The 19,613-nt window shown below is 65.3% G+C and carries 22 protein-coding genes and 2 tRNA genes; 14 read left to right on the top strand and 10 right to left on the bottom strand.

Annotated elements, in window-relative coordinates:
• Positions 1-192 precede the first annotated feature (192 nt).
• From JQ635_RS26570 to JQ635_RS39350, 4 genes are all read left to right on the top strand, one after another.
• Positions 193-645, top strand: a complete 453-nt coding sequence (locus JQ635_RS26570) for a His-rich protein BRANT (protein ID WP_211412729.1) — start codon at positions 193-195, stop codon at positions 643-645.
• A gap of 193 nt (positions 646-838) precedes the next feature.
• Positions 839-1,273, top strand: coding sequence for a hypothetical protein (locus tag JQ635_RS26565; protein WP_211412728.1), 435 nt, complete (start codon positions 839-841; stop codon positions 1,271-1,273).
• 287 nt (positions 1,274-1,560) lie between these two features.
• Positions 1,561-2,268, top strand: coding sequence for an outer membrane protein (locus tag JQ635_RS26560; protein ID WP_211412727.1), 708 nt, complete (start codon positions 1,561-1,563; stop codon positions 2,266-2,268).
• A gap of 255 nt (positions 2,269-2,523) precedes the next feature.
• On the top strand, positions 2,524-2,766 hold the full coding sequence (locus tag JQ635_RS39350; protein ID WP_211412726.1) for a DUF6719 family protein: 243 nt from the start codon (positions 2,524-2,526) through the stop codon (positions 2,764-2,766).
• A 26-nt stretch (positions 2,767-2,792) separates the two neighbouring features.
• On the opposite strand, the gene JQ635_RS26550 is transcribed toward JQ635_RS39350, so the two are convergent.
• Both JQ635_RS26550 and JQ635_RS26545 read right to left on the bottom strand, forming a co-directional pair.
• Positions 2,793-3,047, bottom strand: coding sequence for a hypothetical protein (locus JQ635_RS26550; RefSeq protein WP_211412725.1), 255 nt, complete (start codon positions 3,045-3,047; stop codon positions 2,793-2,795).
• 305 nt (positions 3,048-3,352) lie between these two features.
• Positions 3,353-3,742, bottom strand: a complete 390-nt coding sequence (locus tag JQ635_RS26545) for a hypothetical protein (protein ID WP_211412724.1) — start codon at positions 3,740-3,742, stop codon at positions 3,353-3,355.
• Between the two features lie 104 nt (positions 3,743-3,846).
• Between JQ635_RS26545 and JQ635_RS26540 the strand changes: the two genes are divergently transcribed.
• Positions 3,847-4,014, top strand: coding sequence for a hypothetical protein (locus JQ635_RS26540; RefSeq protein ID WP_211412723.1), 168 nt, complete (start codon positions 3,847-3,849; stop codon positions 4,012-4,014).
• Positions 4,015-4,017: 3 nt separating this feature from the next.
• Here the strand turns inward: JQ635_RS26540 and JQ635_RS26535 are convergent, their stop codons facing one another.
• A complete protein-coding gene (locus tag JQ635_RS26535) occupies positions 4,018-4,209 on the bottom strand; it encodes a hypothetical protein (protein ID WP_211412722.1) in 192 nt (63 codons plus the stop codon).
• A 249-nt stretch (positions 4,210-4,458) separates the two neighbouring features.
• On the opposite strand from JQ635_RS26535, the gene JQ635_RS26530 reads away from it, so the two are divergent.
• Positions 4,459-6,156 carry a methyl-accepting chemotaxis protein gene (locus JQ635_RS26530; RefSeq protein ID WP_211412721.1) on the top strand — a complete coding sequence of 566 codons (1,698 nt, stop codon included), beginning with the start codon at positions 4,459-4,461 and terminating at the stop codon, positions 6,154-6,156.
• Between the two features lie 282 nt (positions 6,157-6,438).
• Here JQ635_RS26530 and JQ635_RS26525 read toward each other — a convergent pair whose 3' ends face one another.
• Entirely contained in the window at positions 6,439-7,200 is a 762-nt protein-coding gene (locus JQ635_RS26525; protein ID WP_246583781.1) for a dienelactone hydrolase family protein, read from the bottom strand.
• Between the two features lie 85 nt (positions 7,201-7,285).
• On the opposite strand from JQ635_RS26525, the gene JQ635_RS26520 reads away from it, so the two are divergent.
• Both JQ635_RS26520 and JQ635_RS26515 read left to right on the top strand, forming a co-directional pair.
• Positions 7,286-7,972, top strand: a complete 687-nt coding sequence (locus JQ635_RS26520) for a class I SAM-dependent methyltransferase (RefSeq protein ID WP_211412720.1) — start codon at positions 7,286-7,288, stop codon at positions 7,970-7,972.
• Positions 7,969-8,388 (top strand): GFA family protein, encoded by a 420-nt coding sequence (locus tag JQ635_RS26515; RefSeq protein WP_211412719.1) that lies wholly within the window; start codon positions 7,969-7,971, stop codon positions 8,386-8,388. Before JQ635_RS26520 ends, JQ635_RS26515 begins: the two co-directional genes overlap by 4 nt.
• A gap of 353 nt (positions 8,389-8,741) precedes the next feature.
• On the opposite strand, the gene JQ635_RS26510 is transcribed toward JQ635_RS26515, so the two are convergent.
• Together JQ635_RS26510 and JQ635_RS26505 are read right to left on the bottom strand one after the other, a co-directional pair.
• Positions 8,742-8,816: transfer RNA gene (locus JQ635_RS26510), tRNA-Thr, on the bottom strand.
• Between the two features lie 172 nt (positions 8,817-8,988).
• Positions 8,989-9,441 (bottom strand): hypothetical protein, encoded by a 453-nt coding sequence (locus tag JQ635_RS26505; RefSeq protein WP_211412718.1) that lies wholly within the window; start codon positions 9,439-9,441, stop codon positions 8,989-8,991.
• 306 nt (positions 9,442-9,747) lie between these two features.
• Here JQ635_RS26505 and JQ635_RS26500 point away from each other — a divergent pair, with 306 nt between their 5' ends.
• Positions 9,748-10,233: a hypothetical protein gene (locus JQ635_RS26500; protein WP_211412717.1), complete on the top strand. Its 486-nt coding sequence runs from the start codon at positions 9,748-9,750 to the stop codon at positions 10,231-10,233.
• 56 nt (positions 10,234-10,289) lie between these two features.
• Complete coding sequence (locus tag JQ635_RS26495) at positions 10,290-10,769, top strand: hypothetical protein (RefSeq protein WP_211412716.1); 480 nt, start codon at positions 10,290-10,292, stop codon at positions 10,767-10,769.
• Between the two features lie 210 nt (positions 10,770-10,979).
• Here JQ635_RS26495 and JQ635_RS26490 read toward each other — a convergent pair.
• Positions 10,980-11,065, bottom strand: a tRNA-Tyr gene (locus tag JQ635_RS26490).
• Positions 11,066-11,272: 207 nt separating this feature from the next.
• Here JQ635_RS26490 and rlmB point away from each other — a divergent pair.
• Positions 11,273-12,100, top strand: a complete 828-nt coding sequence (rlmB, locus tag JQ635_RS26485; protein ID WP_211412715.1) for a 23S rRNA (guanosine(2251)-2'-O)-methyltransferase RlmB — start codon at positions 11,273-11,275, stop codon at positions 12,098-12,100.
• Positions 12,101-12,109: 9 nt separating this feature from the next.
• Here the strand turns inward: rlmB and JQ635_RS26480 are convergent, their stop codons facing one another.
• Positions 12,110-13,141: an LLM class flavin-dependent oxidoreductase gene (locus tag JQ635_RS26480; RefSeq protein ID WP_211412714.1), complete on the bottom strand. Its 1,032-nt coding sequence runs from the start codon at positions 13,139-13,141 to the stop codon at positions 12,110-12,112.
• 137 nt (positions 13,142-13,278) lie between these two features.
• A complete protein-coding gene (locus JQ635_RS26475; RefSeq protein ID WP_211412713.1) occupies positions 13,279-14,202 on the bottom strand; it encodes a LysR family transcriptional regulator in 924 nt (307 codons plus the stop codon).
• Positions 14,203-14,314: 112 nt separating this feature from the next.
• On the opposite strand from JQ635_RS26475, the gene JQ635_RS26470 reads away from it, so the two are divergent.
• The 3 genes from JQ635_RS26470 to JQ635_RS26460 are packed head-to-tail and all read left to right on the top strand — an operon-like array spanning position 14,315 to position 17,434.
• Positions 14,315-15,673: an MFS transporter gene (locus tag JQ635_RS26470; RefSeq protein WP_211412712.1), complete on the top strand. Its 1,359-nt coding sequence runs from the start codon at positions 14,315-14,317 to the stop codon at positions 15,671-15,673.
• Complete coding sequence (locus JQ635_RS26465; RefSeq protein WP_211412711.1) at positions 15,670-16,173, top strand: GAF domain-containing protein; 504 nt, start codon at positions 15,670-15,672, stop codon at positions 16,171-16,173. Before JQ635_RS26470 ends, JQ635_RS26465 begins: the two co-directional genes overlap by 4 nt.
• Before the next feature lie 13 nt (positions 16,174-16,186).
• Positions 16,187-17,434, top strand: a complete 1,248-nt coding sequence (locus tag JQ635_RS26460) for a metal-dependent hydrolase family protein (RefSeq protein WP_211412710.1) — start codon at positions 16,187-16,189, stop codon at positions 17,432-17,434.
• Here JQ635_RS26460 and JQ635_RS26455 read toward each other — a convergent pair whose 3' ends face one another.
• Complete coding sequence (locus tag JQ635_RS26455) at positions 17,435-19,492, bottom strand: ATP-dependent helicase (protein WP_211412709.1); 2,058 nt, start codon at positions 19,490-19,492, stop codon at positions 17,435-17,437.
• Between the last annotated feature and the right edge of the window lie 121 nt (positions 19,493-19,613).

The following is a 19,613-nucleotide window of genomic DNA, read 5'->3' as shown; positions in this document are numbered from 1 at the left end:
CCAGGAGCAGGAAACATTCCCGCTTCGCACGATCTATTCGCCCCGGCGCAGATGACAAACTTGTCATCCAGATGAACGGAAGCCTGCAATTGGCTTCAGAATGGGTTCAGCGCGCGGCGCCTAGGCTCTCACCTACGATCGAAGGGTTGGCGAGAGGGCGCCGCCTCAAGATCCTTCCAAGAGGAGACCACCATGTTGAAGACCATTTCTGCAGCCTTGCTTGCCGCCTCCGTGATCGCAGCCCCGGCCTTCGCCACTGAGCCCGCCAAGACCACCACGACCGCGCCGGTGATCAAGGCGGACCAGAGCCAGACCAAGGCGTCGACCGCCGTGAAACCGGATGCCGGCATCAAGGCCGATGCCAAGACGTCGGACGTGAAGACTTCAGGTGCCAAGGCTTCCGACGCGAAGGCTTCCGACGCGAAGGCTCCCGATGCCAAGGCGCCGGATGCAAAGGCCGACGTCAAGGCGGATGCCAAGGTCGACAGCAAGTCGAAGGCGATGAATGCGAATGCGGCGGTCACGCCCGACGAGCACAAGACCGTGCGGACGCATCGTCATCACCACAAGCATCTGTCGGCGAAGAAGTCGCTGAAGACGCAGCCGGACGTCACCAAGCCGGTGACGACCGAGAAGCGCAGCTAACGACTGATCCCGCGCGGCGGCATCCCTGGCATTGCCCTGCTGCCGCGCGGAGTTCAGGCCGGCCCGTCGTTTCGGTGCCTTTTGCGAAAGCGCAAGGCACCGGCGGCGGGCCGGTGCGCCTGCAAGCGAATTCCCTTCGCGCGGCCTTGGGGCTAGAACGTTCCCGAGTCTTGGCGAGTGGAGAGCGTGACCGGTGGGGCGATTGGCGAAACGTGCGGTGAGCTTGGCATTGGTCCTGGCATTGCCGCTGGCGCTCGCGGCGTGCTTCGGCAGCGATGGTGACCGTCCAAGCTTGATGGATGGGACCCAGGCCGGAGGACCGCAGCCCTTTCCCGACAATTTTCGCAGCGACACGCTGGCCTTGATGCGTGCGTATCTCAACAATCCGGTCGGCGTGCGCGAGGCCAGCATGGCCGAGCCGGTGCAGCGGCCGGTCGGTGGCCGGCAGTTCTATATCAGCTGCCTGCGCTTCAACCCGCGTGAGACCGACGGCAGCTACAAGGGTGCACGCGAGCGCGCGGTGATTTTCGTCAATGGACGGGCCGATCGCGTCGTGGACAAGGCCGGCGAGCTCTGCACCGGTGCGGTTTACGCACCCTTTCCGGAACTGGAAAAGATGACGCGGTAGCGCAAAGCCCGCCTTCATCGCCTGGTGCTAGGACAGGGACCGCCGGAGCCGCTGGATCACATTTCGGCGAGCTTTGAACGGGGCGGATTTGCCTTGCGACAGATCGTTACAGCCAACCTTGCGCAGGCGACAAAAACAGTCGGTGCAAGGACGCGTGACGGAACAAAATCGCGATGTTGCCACCCCGTCACAGTTACGAACGATCAACGTTCCGGCATCGCCGCCAAGCAACCAAATTCACGCCACGTTGTTTGCTGAGGGTCGATTTGAAAAGAACGGGGATGGACATGAAGACGATTTTGCTGGGCGCAGTCGCCTTGCTTGCGCTGGCAGGGCCGGCCGCAGCGGCCGACATGCAGCCGCGCCCCTACACCAAGGCGCCGGCCCCCACGCCGCCGCAGGTGATCTACAACTGGACCGGTTTCTACATTGGCGGCCACGTTGGCGGCGCGTTTGCCGGCGACAGCAGCTTCCAGTCGAGCGACGCCCGCTTCCTCGGCGGCGTGCAGGGCGGCTTCGATTACCAGTTCGCGCCCAACTGGGTCGTGGGTGTCGAGGCCCAGTACTCCTGGCTGCCGACCAACAACAACGGTGTCACGTTCCCGCTTGGAACGCAGGTGACCTCCAACACCGACCAACTCGGGTCGGTGACCGGCCGGGTCGGCTACACCTGGGGCCCGGCGCTGGTCTACGCCAAGGGCGGTTACGCTTGGCGCAATGGCGGCCTTGGCGTCAACGTCGCCGGCGTGCCGCAGGGCTTCACCGCCACCGGCAACAACAAGGACGGCTACACCGTCGGCGCTGGCCTCGAATACATGTTCGCGCCGAGCTGGTCGGCCAAGGCCGAGTACCAATACTACAACTTTGGCAGCACGACCTTCACCTCCGGGCCGGCCGACATCGTCGGCGTCCGCGGCCGGGAAGACGAGCATACCGTCAAGGTCGGTGTGAACTATCGCTTCGGCTGGGGCGGTCCGGCAGGCTCGCGCTACTGACCCGCCAAAGGCGATCCCCAGATCTGACAAAGGCCGGCGTCCCGCCGGCCTTTCGTTTGCCGGCTCCTGCGTGCCGGTCCGCTGTTTGCCTTGCGTGAACCATCTGGCGCGTCATTTGCAAGCAAACATTCCGGCACGCGCTTTCTCATGCGTGTCATGGGGCTGGCGTAAAGCAAAAATAATTTTTGCCGCTTACGGAACTCGCGCTCCGGAACGCGTTATTATGGGACTTCCCGGGCTGGTGGGACGACGGTCATGCGTATCTTGGTGTCGGCAGTAGCGCTCTCGTGCTTCGTCGCCTTGCCGTGCTCTGCTCAAACAATCCTCAAATCCGAGCCTCTGATGTTGGCACCCTATGAGGTGGCCTTCGTCAAGGACGCCTCCTGTCCATCCGGCAAGGTGCTGAAGGTGACCGGCGCAATCCGCGGGCTGCACCGCCGCAAGGCCTGCGTGGTTCTGGCTGGCGAGCAGGCCTCCCTCGCGACCGCGACGCCCTGAGATCTCCGCCGCGTTCGGGCCGGACCTCAGGGATTCAGCTCAAGCTCCATCCTGGACTCGCGCTCGGCCTCGGCCTTGTTCCTGGCGGGGTCCTCGCCTTGGGCTGCCCGGCAGGGCTTGATCTCGTAGTCGTTGTCGAGCACCCGGCGTGGTCCGGCACGCTCGTCGTCTGCGCTGATGTCCACGACCAAGCCGCTCCGCTGTGCCAATTTCCAGACGTCGGACTCATCAGGATAGGCTTTGCTGATTTGGGCGTCGTTGCAGAACAGGGCGTACGGCATTCTTTCCGCTCCGGGAAAGCGCGTTAACGACTTTGCCGGCGAGGGGTTCCGGCCTGCGGTGCGATCACGGGGCCGTGATCAGGGCCTCCGGGGCCTTGAGTCGTAAACGAGTCCTGAATCCCCAAAAAAAGAATCCCTGGGACTCTCCGGCCGGAATCAGCGGATGTTTTGGCCATGACGAGCGACCTGAAAACCTCCTGCGGGCACATGCTCCTGCCGCTGACGCTGGCGTTGTTCGGCGCCTGCGCGGCCAATCTCTGGCTGGTGTGGTCCTGGCTGTAAGTCCCTGACGGACGGGCGCTGCCCTACTTTTTGGCCGGCGGAGAAGGGCCGACGTCGCGGAGGGCGGCGCGAAGCTTGGTCAGGGTCGCCGCGCAATATTCCTCGCGTTCGCGCTCGAACCGCTCCTGATGCTTGCGGAAATTCGCGATCCTGGCCTGCATCTCGATCCGGAAATCGCCGCCGGGGCGAGGCGGCGGGATCTGGGCGGGCCGGGCTTGGGGGGCGGGCGGAGATGCGGCCGGCGGCAGCTCGGTTTCGACCGCAACAGCCTCCACGGTCACGATCTCCGTGGTGATCGTGAATGCAGCAGGCGGGAGCTCCGGCGGATGGAGCTCATCCTTCTTGCCGGTTACGGATTGGACGAAGGCCAGTGTCTGCGCGATCAGTGCGTCGCGCTCCGCGATCCACTTCATTGGCGACCCCTGTTGGGCCATTTCATCAAAGCTGGAGGGTCGAATCAAGGAGGTAATCCTGCAAGGGGATTGCATATTTTTCCCGGTCGCCCGACAGTGGGTGGATGAATGCCGGGAAAGAAGACGAGTCGCTCGAAGTGGAGGGCTTGAGGCTTGTGCGCGCCTTCCTCTCGCTGCCGCCCGAGAAGAGAGCGGAGGTGATCGCATTCGTCGAGGAGCTGGCCCATATGCATGCCCAGGCCGAGGAGAGCGAGGGCACGCCGGCGAGATGAGTGCTACCGCTCGCGCGGTTTGACGTTCGGCACGAATGGTGCGCCGACCACCCGGACCGCCGGCGGCGCAGCGACATCGGCAGATTTGCTCTCCGCGACCTGCCTCTCCGGCGCCTGCCCAAAGAGGGGCTCGAGCAGCGCAAGCGTGCCGGCCACGATGGTGCAGCAAAGCGTCACCGCTCCCAACAGAAACATGTTTCGATTTTCTTCCCGGATTCGCATCGGGCCGAAAACGATCGACGCGGAGGATTGGTTCCGGTCGGCTGGGCGCCACCAGATGCCGGCAAAACGCGCCCAAGCTTACGCGAAGCTTACGGGGAGGCAGCGGAAGGTTATTTTTCCGTAAGACGACCCGGCCATTTGGTATCAAATTTTAACGTCCGCCGAGCTCCAATGCACGTTGCTGGGATTATGCCCTGCCCGAAAATTCATTGGACGGCTGAGATGAGCTTTTTGAACAATCTGAAGATCGTGTGGAAGGTTGCGCTGATCGTGGCCGTGATGGGCTGCGCGATGATCGCCGTCGCGGGCTTCGGCGCGCGCGAACTCTCCGCGACCGTCGATGGGTTCAGCGAGCTCGCTGCCGCGCAATCCTCCGCCCTCAACCTGACGCGCGCCCAGCGCCGCGCCGAGACCTATCATGCGGCGCTCTATGCGGTCTTCACCGAGGCGACAGAGGCGGGCAACGCCGCCCGTCTGAAGACCGCGAACCAGAACCGCAACGAGATCGGCCAATACCTCGACGTGGCGGAGAAGGACGATCCCTCCCGCGCGAGCCAGATCAGAAGCATCGCGGACCAGCTCAAAGCCGCGTTCGTCAGCTGCGATCCGGTGCTCCAGGCCGGCGCGCAGGCGAGCAGCGTGGAGGAGAACGCCAAGGCTGCCGATCGCGCGCACAAGGAGTGCGATCCGGTGCTGGATGCGGCCCTCGCACGCATCGTGCAGTTCGTGACCGACACTGCGCAGGCGGCGGGCAAGCGCAAGGAAGCCATCAACCGCGATGCCCGGTCTGCGACCTGGACCGTGGTGGGCGTCAGCGCGGGCGGCCTGATCCTCGGAATTGCGATCGCGCTGTTCATCGGCCTCAATGCGATGTCCCGGCCGATCGCCCGGCTCAAGCTCGCCATGGAAGGGCTCGCCCGCAACGATCTCAAGATCGAGGTGCCCGAGAAGGAGCGCCGCGACGAGATCGGCGACATGGCCAAGACCGTCGAAATCTTCAAGACCAACGGGCTCGAGGTCGAGCGGCTCAAGGCGGCGCAGGCCGAAGCCGAGAAGCAGGCAGCCGAGCAGCGCCGCCGCGACATGATCAACCTTGCCGACGGCTTCGAGCGGGCGGTCGGCGAGATCATCGAGACGGTTGGATCGGCGTCCACCGAGCTCGAGGCATCGTCCTCGACGCTGGCCACCACCGCGCATCGCGCGCAGGAGCTGACCTCGGTCGTCGTGGCCGCCTCGGGCGAAGCGACTGGCAACGTGCAGTCCGTTGCGACCGCGACGGAAGAGCTGTCCTCTTCGGTCAACGAGATCAGCCGCCAGGTTCAGGAGTCGGCGCGGATGGCGGGCGAAGCCGTCACCCAGGCGCGCACCACGACCGAGCGCGTCAGCGAGCTCTCGGTCGCCGCCACCCGCATCGGCGACGTCGTCGAGCTGATCAACACCATTGCCGGCCAGACCAACTTGCTGGCGCTCAACGCCACGATCGAGGCGGCGCGCGCCGGCGAGGCCGGCCGCGGCTTCGCGGTCGTTGCCTCCGAAGTGAAGACGCTGGCCGAGCAGACCGCGAAGGCCACCGGCGAGATCAGCCAGCAGATTTCCGGCATCCAGACCGCGACGCAGGAATCGGTGAACGCGATCCGCGACATTTCCGCGACGATCGAGCGGCTCTCGGAAGTGTCCTCGACCATCGCTGCGGCCGTCGAGGAGCAGGGCGCTGCGACCCAGGAGATCTCGCGCAACGTGCAGCAGGCCGCGCACGGCACCCAGCAGGTCTCCTCGAACATCACCGACGTGCAGCGCGGCGCCGCCGAGACCGGCTCGGCGTCCTCGCAGGTGCTCTCGACCGCGAAGATGCTGGCGAACGACAGCACCCGGCTGAAGGACGAAGTCGGAAAATTCCTGCGCACGGTGCGCGCGGCGTAAGGATGAACGGCGGCATTCGTCCCGCCGCACTGATAGCGCCTATTGCGGCAGCAGTAGTGCAAGAACGATAACGAACAGCACGGCCGTCATGATGACGGCCGTAGCCGCACCGGCGACCATCTTGGCCTTTTCCTTGGCGGTGGTGGAAGGCATGGGATGCGCATGCTACCTCATGTTGAACTCTGACCCAACCTGTCGTCAGTAGCCGTCCCCGCGCAGTGCGCGACCAACATGAATTCCCGAAGGTCGATCCATGAACGAAGTCAGCGACGGCCGGACAGCTCAGGCGGTGAGCCTCGCCTGGAAGAACCGCGTGACGCGATCGATCGCATCCGATGTCATCGGGTCGGTGTCGGAGAAATCAAAGCCGTGAGGCTTTCCGGGATAGGGGACGAATTCGGACTCGGCGCCGACCGACTTGCCGAGTTCGACCAGTTGCCGTCCCTCCGAGATGGGGACGTTCCTGTCCGCTTCGCCATGCAATTCGATCAGCGGCGGCAGATGCCTGACCTTGGCGATGGTGGCCTCGGGCATGCCTCCATAGAGCACTGCGAGCGCTGCGAGGCGTTCGTCGCGGGCGGCGGTGTTGGCGGCAACGTAGCCGCCTAGCGAAAAGCCGAGCAGGCCGATGCGTCCCGAACTGTCGGATCGTCCCAGGATGGTCGTCACGGTTGCGGAGACTGCGTCCGCCCAGCCGTCGAACCGTGTCGTGTAATAGGCACTGCGGCTCTGAGGCGTGCTAGTCTTCGACGTGATCACCTCTGTGTCGGCCGGAGTGAGGTAGTGCAAAAAATAGGCGTCGATGCCCTTGGTAGACAGCGCGTCAGCGTATCGCTCGTAAGCGTGGGGCCTGAGCTCGATGCCGCGCGAACCGTGCAGCGCGATCACGGCTGAACGTTTTCCGGCCGCCGCTGCCGCGTAGCGCGACACCGGCAGGCTGTTGCTCCCGGAGGCAATGCCGAGCTGTTCGCTTGGCGCGGCATACGCTCTCCAGGGCGCCAGTAGCGTCGCAAGGCCGCTCAGCGCCGTTCGTCGGGTGATCATCAGCGGGCTCACTTTCAGGAGGTATCAATCGCGATCAGCAACGTCTATTGTGTTTGCGCCGGAATTTCGACATGCGTTTTGTCAGATGATCCCCGATCGTCCTCCCGTGCTCGCTCACGAGCGCTTCGTCGCCGACCGCGACAATTTCGCGGGTCTCGATCTCGCCGCGCGGTTCGTGCGGATCGAGCGGACCAACCTTTGGGGCGCTGCGAGCTCGGTCTCCGGCCTTGGCTCGGAGGATGTCGCAACGAGCGCGATCCGGGAGGCGCTTCCTCCGCTGCTGCAACGGCTCGGCGTGCGCTCGCTGCTCGATGCGCCCTGCGGCGATGCGGGCTGGATCGGCCGCATGAAGCTCGATCTCGACTACACCGGCATCGACATCGTGCCGTCGCTGATCGCGGCCAATAGCGAGCGCGCGGCGCGCGGTGAGCTTTCCGGTCGCTTCGATGTTGGGGATATCACGCGCGATGTGCTGCCGTCCGTCGACCTGATCCTGTGCCGCGACTGCCTGGTGCATTTGAGTTTCGACAACATCTCGCGGGCGTTGCGGAATTTTCGTGCGAGCGGCGCGCGCTTCCTGCTTCTCACGACGTTTCCCGAATGGGACGACAATCGCGATTGCGAGGACGGCGACTGGCGCGCGCTGAACATGGCAAAGACCCCGTTCAACTGGCCCGCGCCGCGCGAGCTGATCAACGAGCGCTGCGAGGAGGGCGATGGCGGCTGGCGCGACAAGAGCCTTGGGCTGTGGCGGCTGGAGGATATCAGATGATCAATGCCAAATGCAGTTGCGGCGCCGTTTCACTTTCGCTTCCAGGACCGACCAGGCTGGTCGCGGCTTGTCATTGCATCGACTGCCAGCGAAGAACCGGGGCACCGTTCGGTGTCGGTGCGTTTTACCCGGTCGAAACCGTCACGATCTCCGGGACGCCGAAGGAGTACGTTCGCGCCGCCGCAAGCGGGGGCGAGGTCCGCTTCTATTTTTGCTCGGACTGCGGCTCGACGGTCTATTGGAAGGCCGACAATCTGCCTGACATGATCGGCGTCGCCGTCGGCGCCATCGCGGACCCGGATTTTCCGGCGCCCGTCAGATCGGTGTTCGAGCAATCGAAACATGCCTGGGTCGAGATCGGCGGCGCCGGCGTCGCACACTTCGAACAGGGCAGCGCGCGGACGAGTTCAGGCTGAGGCGCAGGCATCCGCGGCGGTGTTCGGTCAGGGACGCTGCCTTGCGTTAGACGGCGTTCCTGTCGTCTGTATCGGTTCACCGGGAGCACGGTCCAGCGGCGGGTGAGGCCGGGCGAGTCCGACCGTTCCGGGAGGTGCGTCGTTGCTGGCGGTGCGGGTATTGACGCGCTCTAACGTCACTGTCGATGCCACCACAATGGCGATGGCCAAGGCGACAGCGGATAGGGCTAAGGCTGCTCGATCATTCGGGTCCATCGCTAGACCTCCGCGAGACGGCTCTATGGTGAGAGTATAACGCCGGACTGATGTTTTAGTTCTTGCGTCAGGTCATGACGCTGTGTCGGCTAAACCAATGGTGCCGGCTGAGGGGATTGAACCCCCGACCTTCGGTTTACAAAACCGCTGCTCTACCGCTGAGCTAAGCCGGCGACGCTGGGAAGCGGGGCCGGGCTCGGCATGCGCCGGGGGCTGTCCGCCTGTGCGCGCCGCAATACCAGACTTGATTGGAAAGTGCCAGAACCCGAAGGCTGCATCTCGCCGGGCATGAAACAGGCGGCCCGTTGGGCCGCCTGAAACCGTTCAACCCGATGGAGGAGGGCCTTACTGGCAGAGGTGCCGCCGGCCGTCTTCGCCCTTGATCCAGGTGCCGGGCCTGCAGACGATGCCGTTGCGGGCCGCATAGGCGTTCCAATTGCCGTACCAGCCGGGGCCGCCGCGATCGTAACTCGCGTAGGAATTGCCCCAGCCCTGGAACGGCGCGGCGGCGACCGTTGCTGCGGTTCCGACGGCTGCGCCAGCCACTGCGCCCGCCGTATCGAGCGGCCAGAAGCCCGATTGCCGTCCATCGTTCGGATTCACCTGGTTGCGGGCCATGTGGCGGCGGCGATAGGCGCGGTCGGTGGTGGAATTGGCGGGACCGAGATTCTGGCAATTGGGATCCTGGAATAGCCCCGTGCAGCGGCCCGAATTGTCGACCGTCGTTTGCGCGAAGGCCGGTGTTGCCAGCGTGGACGCGACGATTGCGGCCAAGCCAAGAAGCCTTGGGCTCGTCATGGCATTTTCTCCATGTTGTTGAGACCTGTGCTAAGTGCGACCTCCGGCAGTCGTTCCGCGGATTCTCGCCTGCGGGGTAACATCGACGTGAGCCCGCCCAGGATGTGAAATTTGTGCCACGCAACCTTGCCCGATCCGGCACGCGCCGTGAATTTGCGCCGCGTTAACGCTTCGCTAGCGCGCCTTTCGGCATTTGAGCAGCTGTCGATCCTTACGCGTTAGGCTTACCGGAATTTGGTGAGCAGGCCTTAACCCTCTCGGTGTCGTGATCGGTTAGGTTGTGTTCCGGATAACCGGGGCCTTCTCATGCGCGCTGTGGCGCTCGCTGCCTTTCTGATCGGACTGCCTGCGACGGCGTTTGCCGGCGGCGGCTTCGACATCGTCGTGCCCGGCCGTCCCGGCGTGCCCATCATCATCAACAACATCGATGCGTCCTACGCCGTCGTCGAAGGTGTCTGGGGCCTGGGCAAGAACGTCCAGGTGCAGCCGACGATCTATGGCGGACGCTATATCGCCGAACGGCAGCCTTCCGACGTCGGCCATTATTATCCGACGCTCGGCTTGCGGCCCGGCTACGGCCGGCTCGAGGTCGAGCCGCCCGCGAACCGCAAATTGCCAAAACCCGCCGAGAGCTATCACCAGAGCTGGGGCGCGTCGTCCGCGCCGCTGCCGGCGCAGATGGACGTGCCCGTCGATCCGCCGCCGGTGATCTACGCGCCGGAGATCAACGACCGTCCGCGGCGTCCCCGGCCACGGCCGCATGTCGAAATCCCCGGCAAGCCGCCGGGTTAAGAAGCGTCAAGAATCCAAGACAAATTCCAACAAACGGAAATCAACAGGAGAGAGTAATGCGTCAAATGATTTCGGGACTGGTCGCGGCGGCTGCCGTGATGTTTGTCGGGGCTGCGCCTGCCGCGGCTTGCGGCTTCAGCGCGTGCGCGCCCGTTGCGCCGGTCTATACCGGCTGCAACACCGGCTGCGGCGGCTATGGTTATGGATACGGCTATGGCGCCTATGAGCGTCTCGCCGAGCCGACCACGCAGTACTATTACGTCAACCAGGGCCCGACCTATACCGGCCCGGGCGCCTTCGCGCCGTATCCAACCTATCGTGAGGACGCGGTCGTCGCTCCCGCCAATTACGGCTACGGCTATGGCTATCGCGCCGCCCCCTATCACCGCCCGTACTACCGTCCGTATCGCTACGGCTACGGCCCGCGCTACGGCTATCTGCCGCGCGTGCACTATGGCTACGGCCCGCGCTATGGCTACGCCCACCGTCACGCGCCGTATTACGGCGGTCACCGCGTGCTGCGCCGTTACTACTGATCTCTGATCGGTTGAGATTTGCCAAGCGCCCGTTCGCGTGATGCGGACGGGCGTTTTGTTTTATGGGTGTGCGCGTGGTCGCGATCGGAATCGGTTTTGGCCGTCAGCCCGCCTACGCCTACCGGCTACGGCGTGGCAGCCTTCGCTCGCTTCGCTTAATGATGTTCTGAACTGGCTTGCCTAGCCGTAGCTCGCGAAGCGAGCGAAGGCTGGTGGGGGAGGCAGGACTCGAACCTGCGAAGCCATGAGGCGGCTGATTTACAGTCAGCTCCCTTTGCCACTCGGGACACTCCCCCGCTCGACGGCAGCACAATCGGGCCGGACCTTGCCGGCGGACCGAAGACGGCCATGGAACGTGAAGGCCGCGACAGCCCGGATGGGGGCGCGACCGGGCGCGTTTATGGGCGAAGCGGTGGGGCAAAGTCAACCGAGGCGAACAGCTAAAATCGCCCCTGAAGGCACCGAAATTGCCATATTCCGGCACCCGTGACACAAGCGAGCCCATGAAGGACAAAAAATTCGCCCCGAGGGGCTCCCGCGGCGGGGCTAAGCCCTTCAACAGGCCCGGAAAATCGGCCGGCCGTCCGGCCTGGCGCGACCGCGATTCGCAATCCGATGGGCCCGTCATCCTCTATGGCTGGCACACCGTCACCATGGCTCTGGCCAATCCTGCGCGGCGGATCCGCAAGCTGACGCTGACCGAGAACGCCGCAAGGCGGCTGGCGGAGGAAAACATCGCGACCCGCGTCACGCCCGAGATCGTTCGGCCCCAGGAGATCGACCGCCTGCTGTCGCCCGACGCCGTGCATCAGGGCCTGCTCGCCGAAGCCGATCCTCTGGCTTCGCCTGACATCGAGACCCTGAAGCAGGAAGGCATGGTGCTGGTGCTCGACCAGATCACCGATCCGCACAATGTGGGCGCCATCCTGCGCTCGGCCGCGGCCTTTGCGGTGAAGGCGATCGTCACCACCGCACGTCACAGCCCGGAAGCCACCGGTGTGCTTGCGAAAGCCGCCTCGGGTGCGCTTGAGCTGGTGCCAATGGTGACCGTGCAGAACCTCGCCCGCGCGCTCACCGCGCTCAACGAGCGTGGCTTCCAGACCGTCGGCCTCGACAGCGAGGGCACCGAGAACCTTTCGGACGTCGCACTGCGCGAGCCGCTTGCGCTGGTGTTAGGGGCCGAGGGCAAGGGTTTGCGGCAACTGACCCGCGAGACCTGCAGCGTGGTGGTGCGGCTCGACATGCCCGGCGAGATCAAGAGCCTCAACGTCTCGAACGCCGCCGTGCTCTCGCTCTATGTCGGCGCAAGCCGGCTCGGGCTGATGAAGTAGCCTCGAGGGCTACTCCATCATCTCCCGCACCAGCGGCACCACCTTGCGCCCATAGAGCTCGATGCTCTTCATCAGCTTCTCGTGCGGCAGGGGGCCGGCCGTATATTTCAGCTGGAACCGCGAGATCCCGAGCGCCTTTGCGGTCTTCGCGATCTTGCGCGCCACCGTCTCCGGCGAGCCGACATAGAGCGAGCCGTGCTCGGCTTCGCTGACGAACTCGTCGCGGCCCATCGGCGGCCAGCCGCGCTCCTTGCCGATACGGTCGCGCATGGCCTTGTAATCGGGCCAGAGTTCCTCGCGGGCCTGCGCGTCGGTCTCGGCGACATAGCCGGGCGAGTGCACGCCGATCGGCTGCGCCGGGCGGCCGAACTCCTTGAAGGCGCGGTGATAGAGATCGACGTAGGGCGCAAAGCGCGCGGGATCGCCGCCGATGATCGCGAGCATCAAAGGCAGGTCGTAATGCGCGGCGCGCACCACCGATTGCGGGCTGCCGCCGACGCCGATCCAGGTCTTTAGCCGGCCGTTCTCGACCGGGGGATAGACCAGTTGGTCCTTCAGCGGTGGGCGCAGCTTGCCCTGCCAGGTCACCGGCTGCTGCGACAGCAGTGCGGCGAACAGATCGAGCTTCTCCTCGAACAGCTCTTCGTACTTGCGTAAGTCGAAGCCGAACAGCGGGAAGGATTCGGTGAACGAGCCGCGGCCGAGGATCACCTCGGCGCGTCCGTTGGAGAGCGCGTCCAGCGTGGCAAAGCGCTGGAAGACGCGGATCGGATCGTCCGAGCTCAGCACCGTCACGGCCGAGCCAAGCTGGATGTGCTTGGTCCGCGATGCGATCGCGGCGAGAACGGTCTCGGGCGAGGAGATCGCGAAGTCGGCGCGGTGATGCTCGCCGAGCCCAATGAAGTTCAGCCCGAGCTCGTCCGCCAGCACGGCCTCGTCGACGACGTTGCGGATCACCTGCGCGTGCGGAAGCATCGCGCCGGAGGCGTCCCTGGTGACGTCGCCAAAGGTGTCCAGTCCGAATTCAAGCGGTGCGGTCATCGATGAGGTCTCTTGGCGCACGAACGGCGCCCGTCATGTGGAAGGAAATAGTTGCGGTGCAGCTAGGGCGGGGAGGCCGCTTCGACAATGCTGATCCGGGAAAGGCATCGTTTCCGATTCTTCATCGAACCGCGGGCTCAATCGGCTCTGGCGAACATCTCGACCAGGGTTTCGCGCAGCCAGCGCTGCGCCGGCACGGTGTCGTTGCGCTGGTGCCAGAACAGGCTGACGATGCGCGGCGGCGCCTTGAGCGGAAGCGGCATGGCGTGCAACTGTGGTGCATGCCTCGATTGCGAGCGCAGGTCGCTCGGCATCACAGCGATCAGGTCGGACTGGCGCACGACCTCGTAGGCGGCGCTGTAATGATTGACGGTCGCAACCAGGTTGCGCGACAGCCCGCGCGAGGCGAGGAAGAGGTCGTAGGACGGCATGGTCTTGCCGGCGAGGCTCACGTCGACATGGCCTGCGTTGAGGAAAGTGCGCGTGCTCAGCCGCTTCTGGGCGGCGAGCGGATGGCCGCGACGCATGAAGCAGGCATAGTCGACGGTCCATAGCGAGCGTGAGCGGATGGCCGCCGGCTGCTGCGCCTCGTTGACATAGACGCTGAGCACGCAGTCGACCCTGTTGTCCTCGAGCTGGTCGGCGATCTCGACGACGGTATTGGGCACGGTGTGGACGCGCGACTTCGGTGCGACCTTGCCGAGATGGCCGAGCAGGTTCGGCATCACCAGCGAGGAGACGTAGTCCGACATCGATAGGCTGAACTCGGTCTGTGCTCGTGCGGGATCGAACACCTGCTCGTCGAGCGCGCCGCGGACGCTTTCCAGGGCCTCGCCGATCGGCTCCCACAGCACCACGGCACGCTGGGTGGGACGAATCCCCGTACCGGACCTGACGAACAGGGGATCGCCGAGCGCGTCGCGCAGCCGCGCCAGCGCGTTGCTCACCGCGGGCTGGGTCATCCGCAGCGCATTCGCGGCGCGCGTGACGCTGCCTTCGGTCATCAGCGCCTCGAAGACTTTCAGGAGGTTGAGGTCGAGCGCGCGGAACGACACGAACATTCACCATGGTGATATATCAGATCATGATTATAAATTATGACGATAATGTCACTTTGTCTATGGTTCCCTCCCGAGCGGCGCGCCGGGCCCGTGACGTCAGAGGGGGACTTTCATGTCGATGATATCGGCGCGCATCGAGCGCCTTCCGTTCGCACGCTTCCACACGCACCTGCTGCTGATGGGCGGGCTCGGCTACATGTTCGACGCGATGGACGCGGCGGTGCTGGCCTTCATCCTGCCGGTGCTGCGCACGGCGTGGAATCTGACGAGCGTGCAGATCGGCGTGCTCGGCAGCAGCACCTATATCGGCTTCCTGTTCGGCGCGTTGCTGGCGGGCACGCTGGGCGACCTGATCGGCCGCCGTGCGGTGATGATGTCGGCGCTGGCGCTGTATTGCGCGGCATCGATCGTGAGCGCCGCGGTCGACGCATGGCCGTCCTTCTTCGCCGCGCGCGTCGTGGCCGGCATGGGCACCGGCGCGGAGAGCGCGATCATCGCGCCTTATCTTGCGGAGTTCGTCGCGCGGCGTTACCGCGGCAGCTTCACCGGCGCACTCGCCGGCTTCTTCTCCTTCGGCTTCGTCGCCGCCGCGCTGCTCGGTTACTTTATCGTGCCTTCGTATGAGAATGGCTGGCGCATCGTGCTGGTCATCACTGCGGTGCCGGTCGTCATGCTGCTGTGGTGGCGCCGGGCGTTGCCGGAATCCCCGCGCTGGCTGGAAAGCCGGGGACGGGAGAAGGAAGCCGAAGCCGTGCTGGACAGGATCGAGGCGAGCTTTGCGCGCGAAGGCCGTGTCCTGCCGCCGCCGGTCGTCGAAGTCGCGGCACCCACCGGGACCGGTGGAACGCTGCTCGCCAATTTCGCGGCGCTTCTTGCGGCCCGCCAGGCGCGCATCACCATCATGACCTGGATCATGTGGCTGGCGATCACCTTCAGCTATTATTCCTTCTTCGTCTGGATCCCCGGCCTCCTGGTCCAGAACGGCATGAGCATCACCAAGAGCTTCGCCTATTCGATCGCGATCTATTGTGCGCAGATTCCCGGCTATTTCAGCGCCGCGTATTTCAACGAGCGCATCGGCCGGCAGGCGACGATCGCGACCTACATGGTGCTCGGCGGCATCAGCGCGCTCGGGCTCGCCTTCGCGCAGAGCGACCAGCAGATCATGGCGGCGGGGATCTTCCTGTCGCTGTTCATGAACGGCACCTATGCAGGCGTCTATGCCTACACCGCCGAGGTGTTCCCGACGCCGGTCAGGACCACGGGCGCAGGCCTTGCGTCGGCGATTGGCCGCATCGGCGCGATCGTCTCGCCAATCCTGGTCGGCTATCTCTATCCGAATTTCGGCTTTGGCGGCGTGTTCGGCGTCACCACCACGGTGCTGCTGCTCGGGGCCGTCACCGTCGTGCTGATGGGCGTGCCGACGCGTGGCCGTTCGCTGGAAGAGATCGCGGCGGGTGAGGTGGCATGACGCGGACGAAAGTTACGGCTGATCCGCTGCTCTGCGCTGTCGCGGCTGCGCAGGGCAGGGTGGATCAGCCGGAGGCGCTGTTCGTGGCGCTGGACGAAGCCATGAAGTCGGCGATCGGGCACAAGCTGTTCACGATCCTGACCTATGACGAGGCAACCGGCGAGGTGGCGCGCCTCTACTCCAATCAGCCCGCTCCGTATCCGGCCGGCGGACGCAAGCGCCTCGCGCCGGGCCCGTGGACCGAAGCCGTGCTCGATCGCGGCGAGGCCTATATCGGCCGAACCCAGGATGATCTGCGCACCGTCTTCTCCGACCACGAGCTGATTGCCTCGCTCGGCTGCGAGAGCGTGCTCAACATGCCCGTGCGCTGGCGCGGGCGCACGCTCGGCTCCCTCAATCTGCTTCACGAGGCGGGCTGGTACGGCGAAGATGATGTCGCTGCGTGCCTTCCCTTTGCCCAGCTCACCTTGCCGGCGCTGCTCGCGCCGGCCGATCTCTGACAGGACTGTCGCGATGCCCAGCATCCTCTTCAAGAACGCCGCTCTGTTTGACCCGCTCCAGCCGGACTTGCTGGAAGGACAGCACGTGCTGGTCGAAGACAATCTGATCAAGGAGGTCTCCGACCGTCCGCTCCAGGCCACCGCCGATCGCACCATCGATCTGAAGGGCAAGACGCTGATGCCCGGCCTGATCGATCTTCACGTGCACGCCATCGCGGTCGAGCTCAACCTGGCGCAGCAGGTGCACATGCCGAACGTGCTGGTGACGCTGCGTTCGACGCTGCTCTTGCGCGGGATGCTGCGGCGCGGCTTCACCACGGTCCGCGATGCCGGCGGTGCCGGCCATGCGCTGAAGCAGGCGATCGACACCGGCCTGACCGACGGGCCGCGGCTGTTCGTCTCCGGCCGCGCGCTCAGCCAGACCGGCGGCCACGGTGACATGCGGGCGCGCTCGGATTACCTCGCGAGCGACGCGCCATGTCCCTGCTGCGTGCGTGTCGGTGCGCTGGCGCGCGTGGCCGACGGCGTCGACGGCGTGCGCAAGGCGGTGCGCGAGGAGCTCCAGATGGGCGCCGACCAGATCAAGATCATGGCCTCAGGCGGCGTTGCCTCGCCGACCGATCCGGTCGGCGCCTTCGGCTACTCCGAGGACGAGATCCGTGCCATCGTCGAGGAGGCGCGCGGGCGCCAGACCTATGTGCTTGCCCACGCCTACACCGCAGCGGCGATCGAACGCGCGGTCCGCTGCGGCGTGCGCACCATCGAGCACGGCAACCTGGTTGATGCTCCGACCGCGCGTTTCATGGCCGAGAAGGGCGCCTATGTGGTGCCGACGCTCGTCACCTACGAGGCGCTGGCCAACGAGGGCGCCCAATATGGCCTGCCGGCGGAGAGCGTGGCCAAAATCGCCGATGTCCGCGATGCCGGCCTGCGCTCGCTCGCGATCTATCGCGATGCCGGTGTGAAGATGGGGTTTGGCAGCGATCTGCTCGGGCCGTCGCAGCGCCTGCAGAGCGACGAATTCCGCATTCGTGCCGAGATACTCGGCCCGCGCGCCGTCATCGCCAGCGCGACATTGATCGGCGCCGAGGTGCTCGGCATGGAGGGCAAGCTCGGCCGCATCGCGCCCGAAGCCATCGCGGACCTGTTGGTGGTCGACGGCAATCCGCTGCGCGATGTCGCCTGCCTGCTCGGCCAGGGCGAGCACATTCCGCTGGTGATGAAGGCGGGCAAGGTCCAGTTCGACAGGCTGGACGCGTAACTATCGCCACATCCCGCGCATCTTGGCCCCGATGTCGATCTTCGGCCCTTGCGCTGCGGTGCGCGCTGCACCCGCTGCAGCCTTCGGCCAGGCGGCGCGCTCGAACAGATAGACCAGGGATTCCGGGATGAAGCGGGTGCGCGAGGCGTAGACGTGGCGGTCGCCCTTGGCGGCCTGGCCGTGGACGAAGAAACGCTGCGGCACGACGAGGTGGAGATCGTCCTTGGCGCGCGTCATCGCGACATAGAGCAGGCGGCGCTCCTCCTCGATCTCGGCGCTGGTGCCGGCGCCGAGATCGGACGGCATGCAGCCGTCGACGACGTTGAGCACGAACACCGATTTCCACTCCTGGCCCTTGGCGGAATGGATGGTGGAGAGGATCAGATAATCCTCGTCGCGCAAGGGTGGACCTGATTTGTCGCTGGTCGCATCCGGCGGATCGAGCGTAAGCTCGGTCAGGAACTTTTCGCGCGAGGCATAGCCGCTGGCGATCTGCTCGAGCTGCATCAGATCGGCGCGGCGCGTCTCGGAATCCTCGTGGATGCGGTCGAGATGCGGCTCGTACCAGAGCCGCACGCGCTCGAGATCTACAGGCCATTCCGAATAGCGCAGATTTTCGACCGTGCGGACAAAGTCGGTCCAGTCCGCACCCGTGCGCGCCGGCACCGGGAGGTGGCTGAGCGCGTGCAGCGGATCGGTGCTTTCGGCCATCTGGTCGAGCACGCGCTGAGCGGTTGCGGGGCCGATGCCCGGCAGCAGATGCAGGATGCGGAAACCGGCGACGCGGTCGCGCGGGTTCTCGGCGAAGCGCAGCAGCGCCAGCACGTCCTTGACATGCGCGGCGTCGAGGAATTTCAGCCCGCCGAATTTCAAGAACGGGATGTTGCGGCGGGTCAGCTCGATCTCGAGCGGCCCCGAATGCGAGGACGTCCGGAACAGCACCGCTTGGTGCTTGAGCAGCGCGCCTTGCTCGCGGTTGGCCAGTACCGCTTCGACGATGTAGCGCGCCTGGTCGGCCTCGTCGTGCACGGTGACGAGCTGCGGCTTCTGCCCGGAGCTGCGGTCGGTCCAGAGGTTCTTGGTGAAGCGCTCACGCGCGAGACCAATGACGCCGTTTGCCGCCGCCAGCACCGCTTGCGTCGAGCGGTAATTGCGGTCGAGCGTGATCATTTCCGCGCGGGGCGAGAAGCTCTGCGGAAAGTCCAGGATGTTGCGCACGGTGGCGGCGCGGAACGAATAGATCGACTGCGCGTCGTCGCCGACCACGGTGAGGCCGCGTCCGTCCGGCTTCAGCGCCAGCAGGATCGAGGATTGCAGGCGATTGGTGTCCTGATATTCGTCGACCAGCACGTGATCGAAGCGGCCGCCGATTTCTTCGGCGATCAGCGCATCGCCCATCATCTGCGACCAGTACAGCAGGAGGTCGTCGTAATCGAGCACATGCTGGGCTTGCTTGGCCTCGACGTAAGCCGCAAACAGGCCCTTCAGCTCGGCGGCCCAGCCCGCGCACCAGGGATAGTGCACCCCCAGCACCTTCTCGATCTCCATCTCGGCGTTGACGCAGCGCGAATAGATCGACAGGCAGGTGCCCTTGGCCGGAAAGCGGCTCTCGGTCTTCGACAGGCCGCGCTCGTGCCGGACCAGGTTCATCAGGTCGGCGGAATCCTCGCGGTCGTGGATGGTGAAGGCGGGATCGACGCCGATCCGCTCGGCATATTCGCGCAGCAGGCGCGCGCCGATGCCGTGGAAGGTGCCTGCCCAGGTGAGCGCGTCGCGCATGATCGCGGCGTTGTTCTCGCCCAGGACCTTCCGCGCGATGCGCTCGACCCGGCCGGCCATCTCGGCTGCGGCGCGGCGCGAAAACGTCATGAGCAGGATGCGGCGCGGATCGGCGCCGGCGACGATCAGGTGTGCGACGCGGTGGGCCAGCGTGTTGGTCTTGCCGGAGCCGGCGCCGGCAATGACGAGCAGGGGGCTTCCCACGGTCGCGCCATCGGCCACGCCATGCTCGACGGCGCGGCGCTGCTCCGCATTGAGCGTGTCCAGATATGTTGCCACGAATCGCCCCAGTGAAAGGCCGAGAGTCGGCGATCCCGGCGCGAATCGCAATGCGGCTGGACGGAACCCGAATTAGGATTTAGGGGGAAGCGACGGCCCAAGGTTCCAGCCCGAGAAGAGC

Origin of the sequence: Bradyrhizobium iriomotense, from assembly GCF_018130765.1 — a bacterium.
GTDB lineage: Bacteria > Pseudomonadota > Alphaproteobacteria > Rhizobiales > Xanthobacteraceae > Bradyrhizobium > Bradyrhizobium iriomotense_A.
Note: the sequence above shows the minus strand (reverse complement) of the source record. Positions and strands in the feature narration are given on the sequence as shown.

What these genes read in the sequence shown, in the direction of transcription:
- JQ635_RS26515 (WP_211412719.1), top strand. Translation starts at nt 7,969, where the DNA reads ATGATCAATGCCAAATGCAGTTGCGGCGCCGTTTCACTTTCGCTTCCA.
- JQ635_RS26480 (WP_211412714.1), bottom strand. Translation starts at nt 13,141, where the DNA reads ATGACCGCACCGCTTGAATTCGGACTGGACACCTTTGGCGACGTCACC.
- JQ635_RS26550 (WP_211412725.1), bottom strand. Translation starts at nt 3,047, where the DNA reads ATGCCGTACGCCCTGTTCTGCAACGACGCCCAAATCAGCAAAGCCTAT.
- JQ635_RS26495 (WP_211412716.1), top strand. Translation starts at nt 10,290, where the DNA reads ATGCGTCAAATGATTTCGGGACTGGTCGCGGCGGCTGCCGTGATGTTT.
- JQ635_RS39350 (WP_211412726.1), top strand. Translation starts at nt 2,524, where the DNA reads ATGCGTATCTTGGTGTCGGCAGTAGCGCTCTCGTGCTTCGTCGCCTTG.
- JQ635_RS26540 (WP_211412723.1), top strand. Translation starts at nt 3,847, where the DNA reads ATGAATGCCGGGAAAGAAGACGAGTCGCTCGAAGTGGAGGGCTTGAGG.
- JQ635_RS26470 (WP_211412712.1), top strand. Translation starts at nt 14,315, where the DNA reads ATGTCGATGATATCGGCGCGCATCGAGCGCCTTCCGTTCGCACGCTTC.
- JQ635_RS26500 (WP_211412717.1), top strand. Translation starts at nt 9,748, where the DNA reads ATGCGCGCTGTGGCGCTCGCTGCCTTTCTGATCGGACTGCCTGCGACG.
- JQ635_RS26505 (WP_211412718.1), bottom strand. Translation starts at nt 9,441, where the DNA reads ATGACGAGCCCAAGGCTTCTTGGCTTGGCCGCAATCGTCGCGTCCACG.
- JQ635_RS26460 (WP_211412710.1), top strand. Translation starts at nt 16,187, where the DNA reads ATGCCCAGCATCCTCTTCAAGAACGCCGCTCTGTTTGACCCGCTCCAG.
- JQ635_RS26520 (WP_211412720.1), top strand. Translation starts at nt 7,286, where the DNA reads ATGATCCCCGATCGTCCTCCCGTGCTCGCTCACGAGCGCTTCGTCGCC.
- JQ635_RS26475 (WP_211412713.1), bottom strand. Translation starts at nt 14,202, where the DNA reads ATGTTCGTGTCGTTCCGCGCGCTCGACCTCAACCTCCTGAAAGTCTTC.
- JQ635_RS26570 (WP_211412729.1), top strand. Translation starts at nt 193, where the DNA reads ATGTTGAAGACCATTTCTGCAGCCTTGCTTGCCGCCTCCGTGATCGCA.
- JQ635_RS26465 (WP_211412711.1), top strand. Translation starts at nt 15,670, where the DNA reads ATGACGCGGACGAAAGTTACGGCTGATCCGCTGCTCTGCGCTGTCGCG.
- JQ635_RS26535 (WP_211412722.1), bottom strand. Translation starts at nt 4,209, where the DNA reads ATGTTTCTGTTGGGAGCGGTGACGCTTTGCTGCACCATCGTGGCCGGC.
- rlmB (WP_211412715.1), top strand. Translation starts at nt 11,273, where the DNA reads ATGAAGGACAAAAAATTCGCCCCGAGGGGCTCCCGCGGCGGGGCTAAG.
- JQ635_RS26525 (WP_246583781.1), bottom strand. Translation starts at nt 7,200, where the DNA reads ATGATCACCCGACGAACGGCGCTGAGCGGCCTTGCGACGCTACTGGCG.
- JQ635_RS26545 (WP_211412724.1), bottom strand. Translation starts at nt 3,742, where the DNA reads ATGAAGTGGATCGCGGAGCGCGACGCACTGATCGCGCAGACACTGGCC.
- JQ635_RS26530 (WP_211412721.1), top strand. Translation starts at nt 4,459, where the DNA reads ATGAGCTTTTTGAACAATCTGAAGATCGTGTGGAAGGTTGCGCTGATC.
- JQ635_RS26560 (WP_211412727.1), top strand. Translation starts at nt 1,561, where the DNA reads ATGAAGACGATTTTGCTGGGCGCAGTCGCCTTGCTTGCGCTGGCAGGG.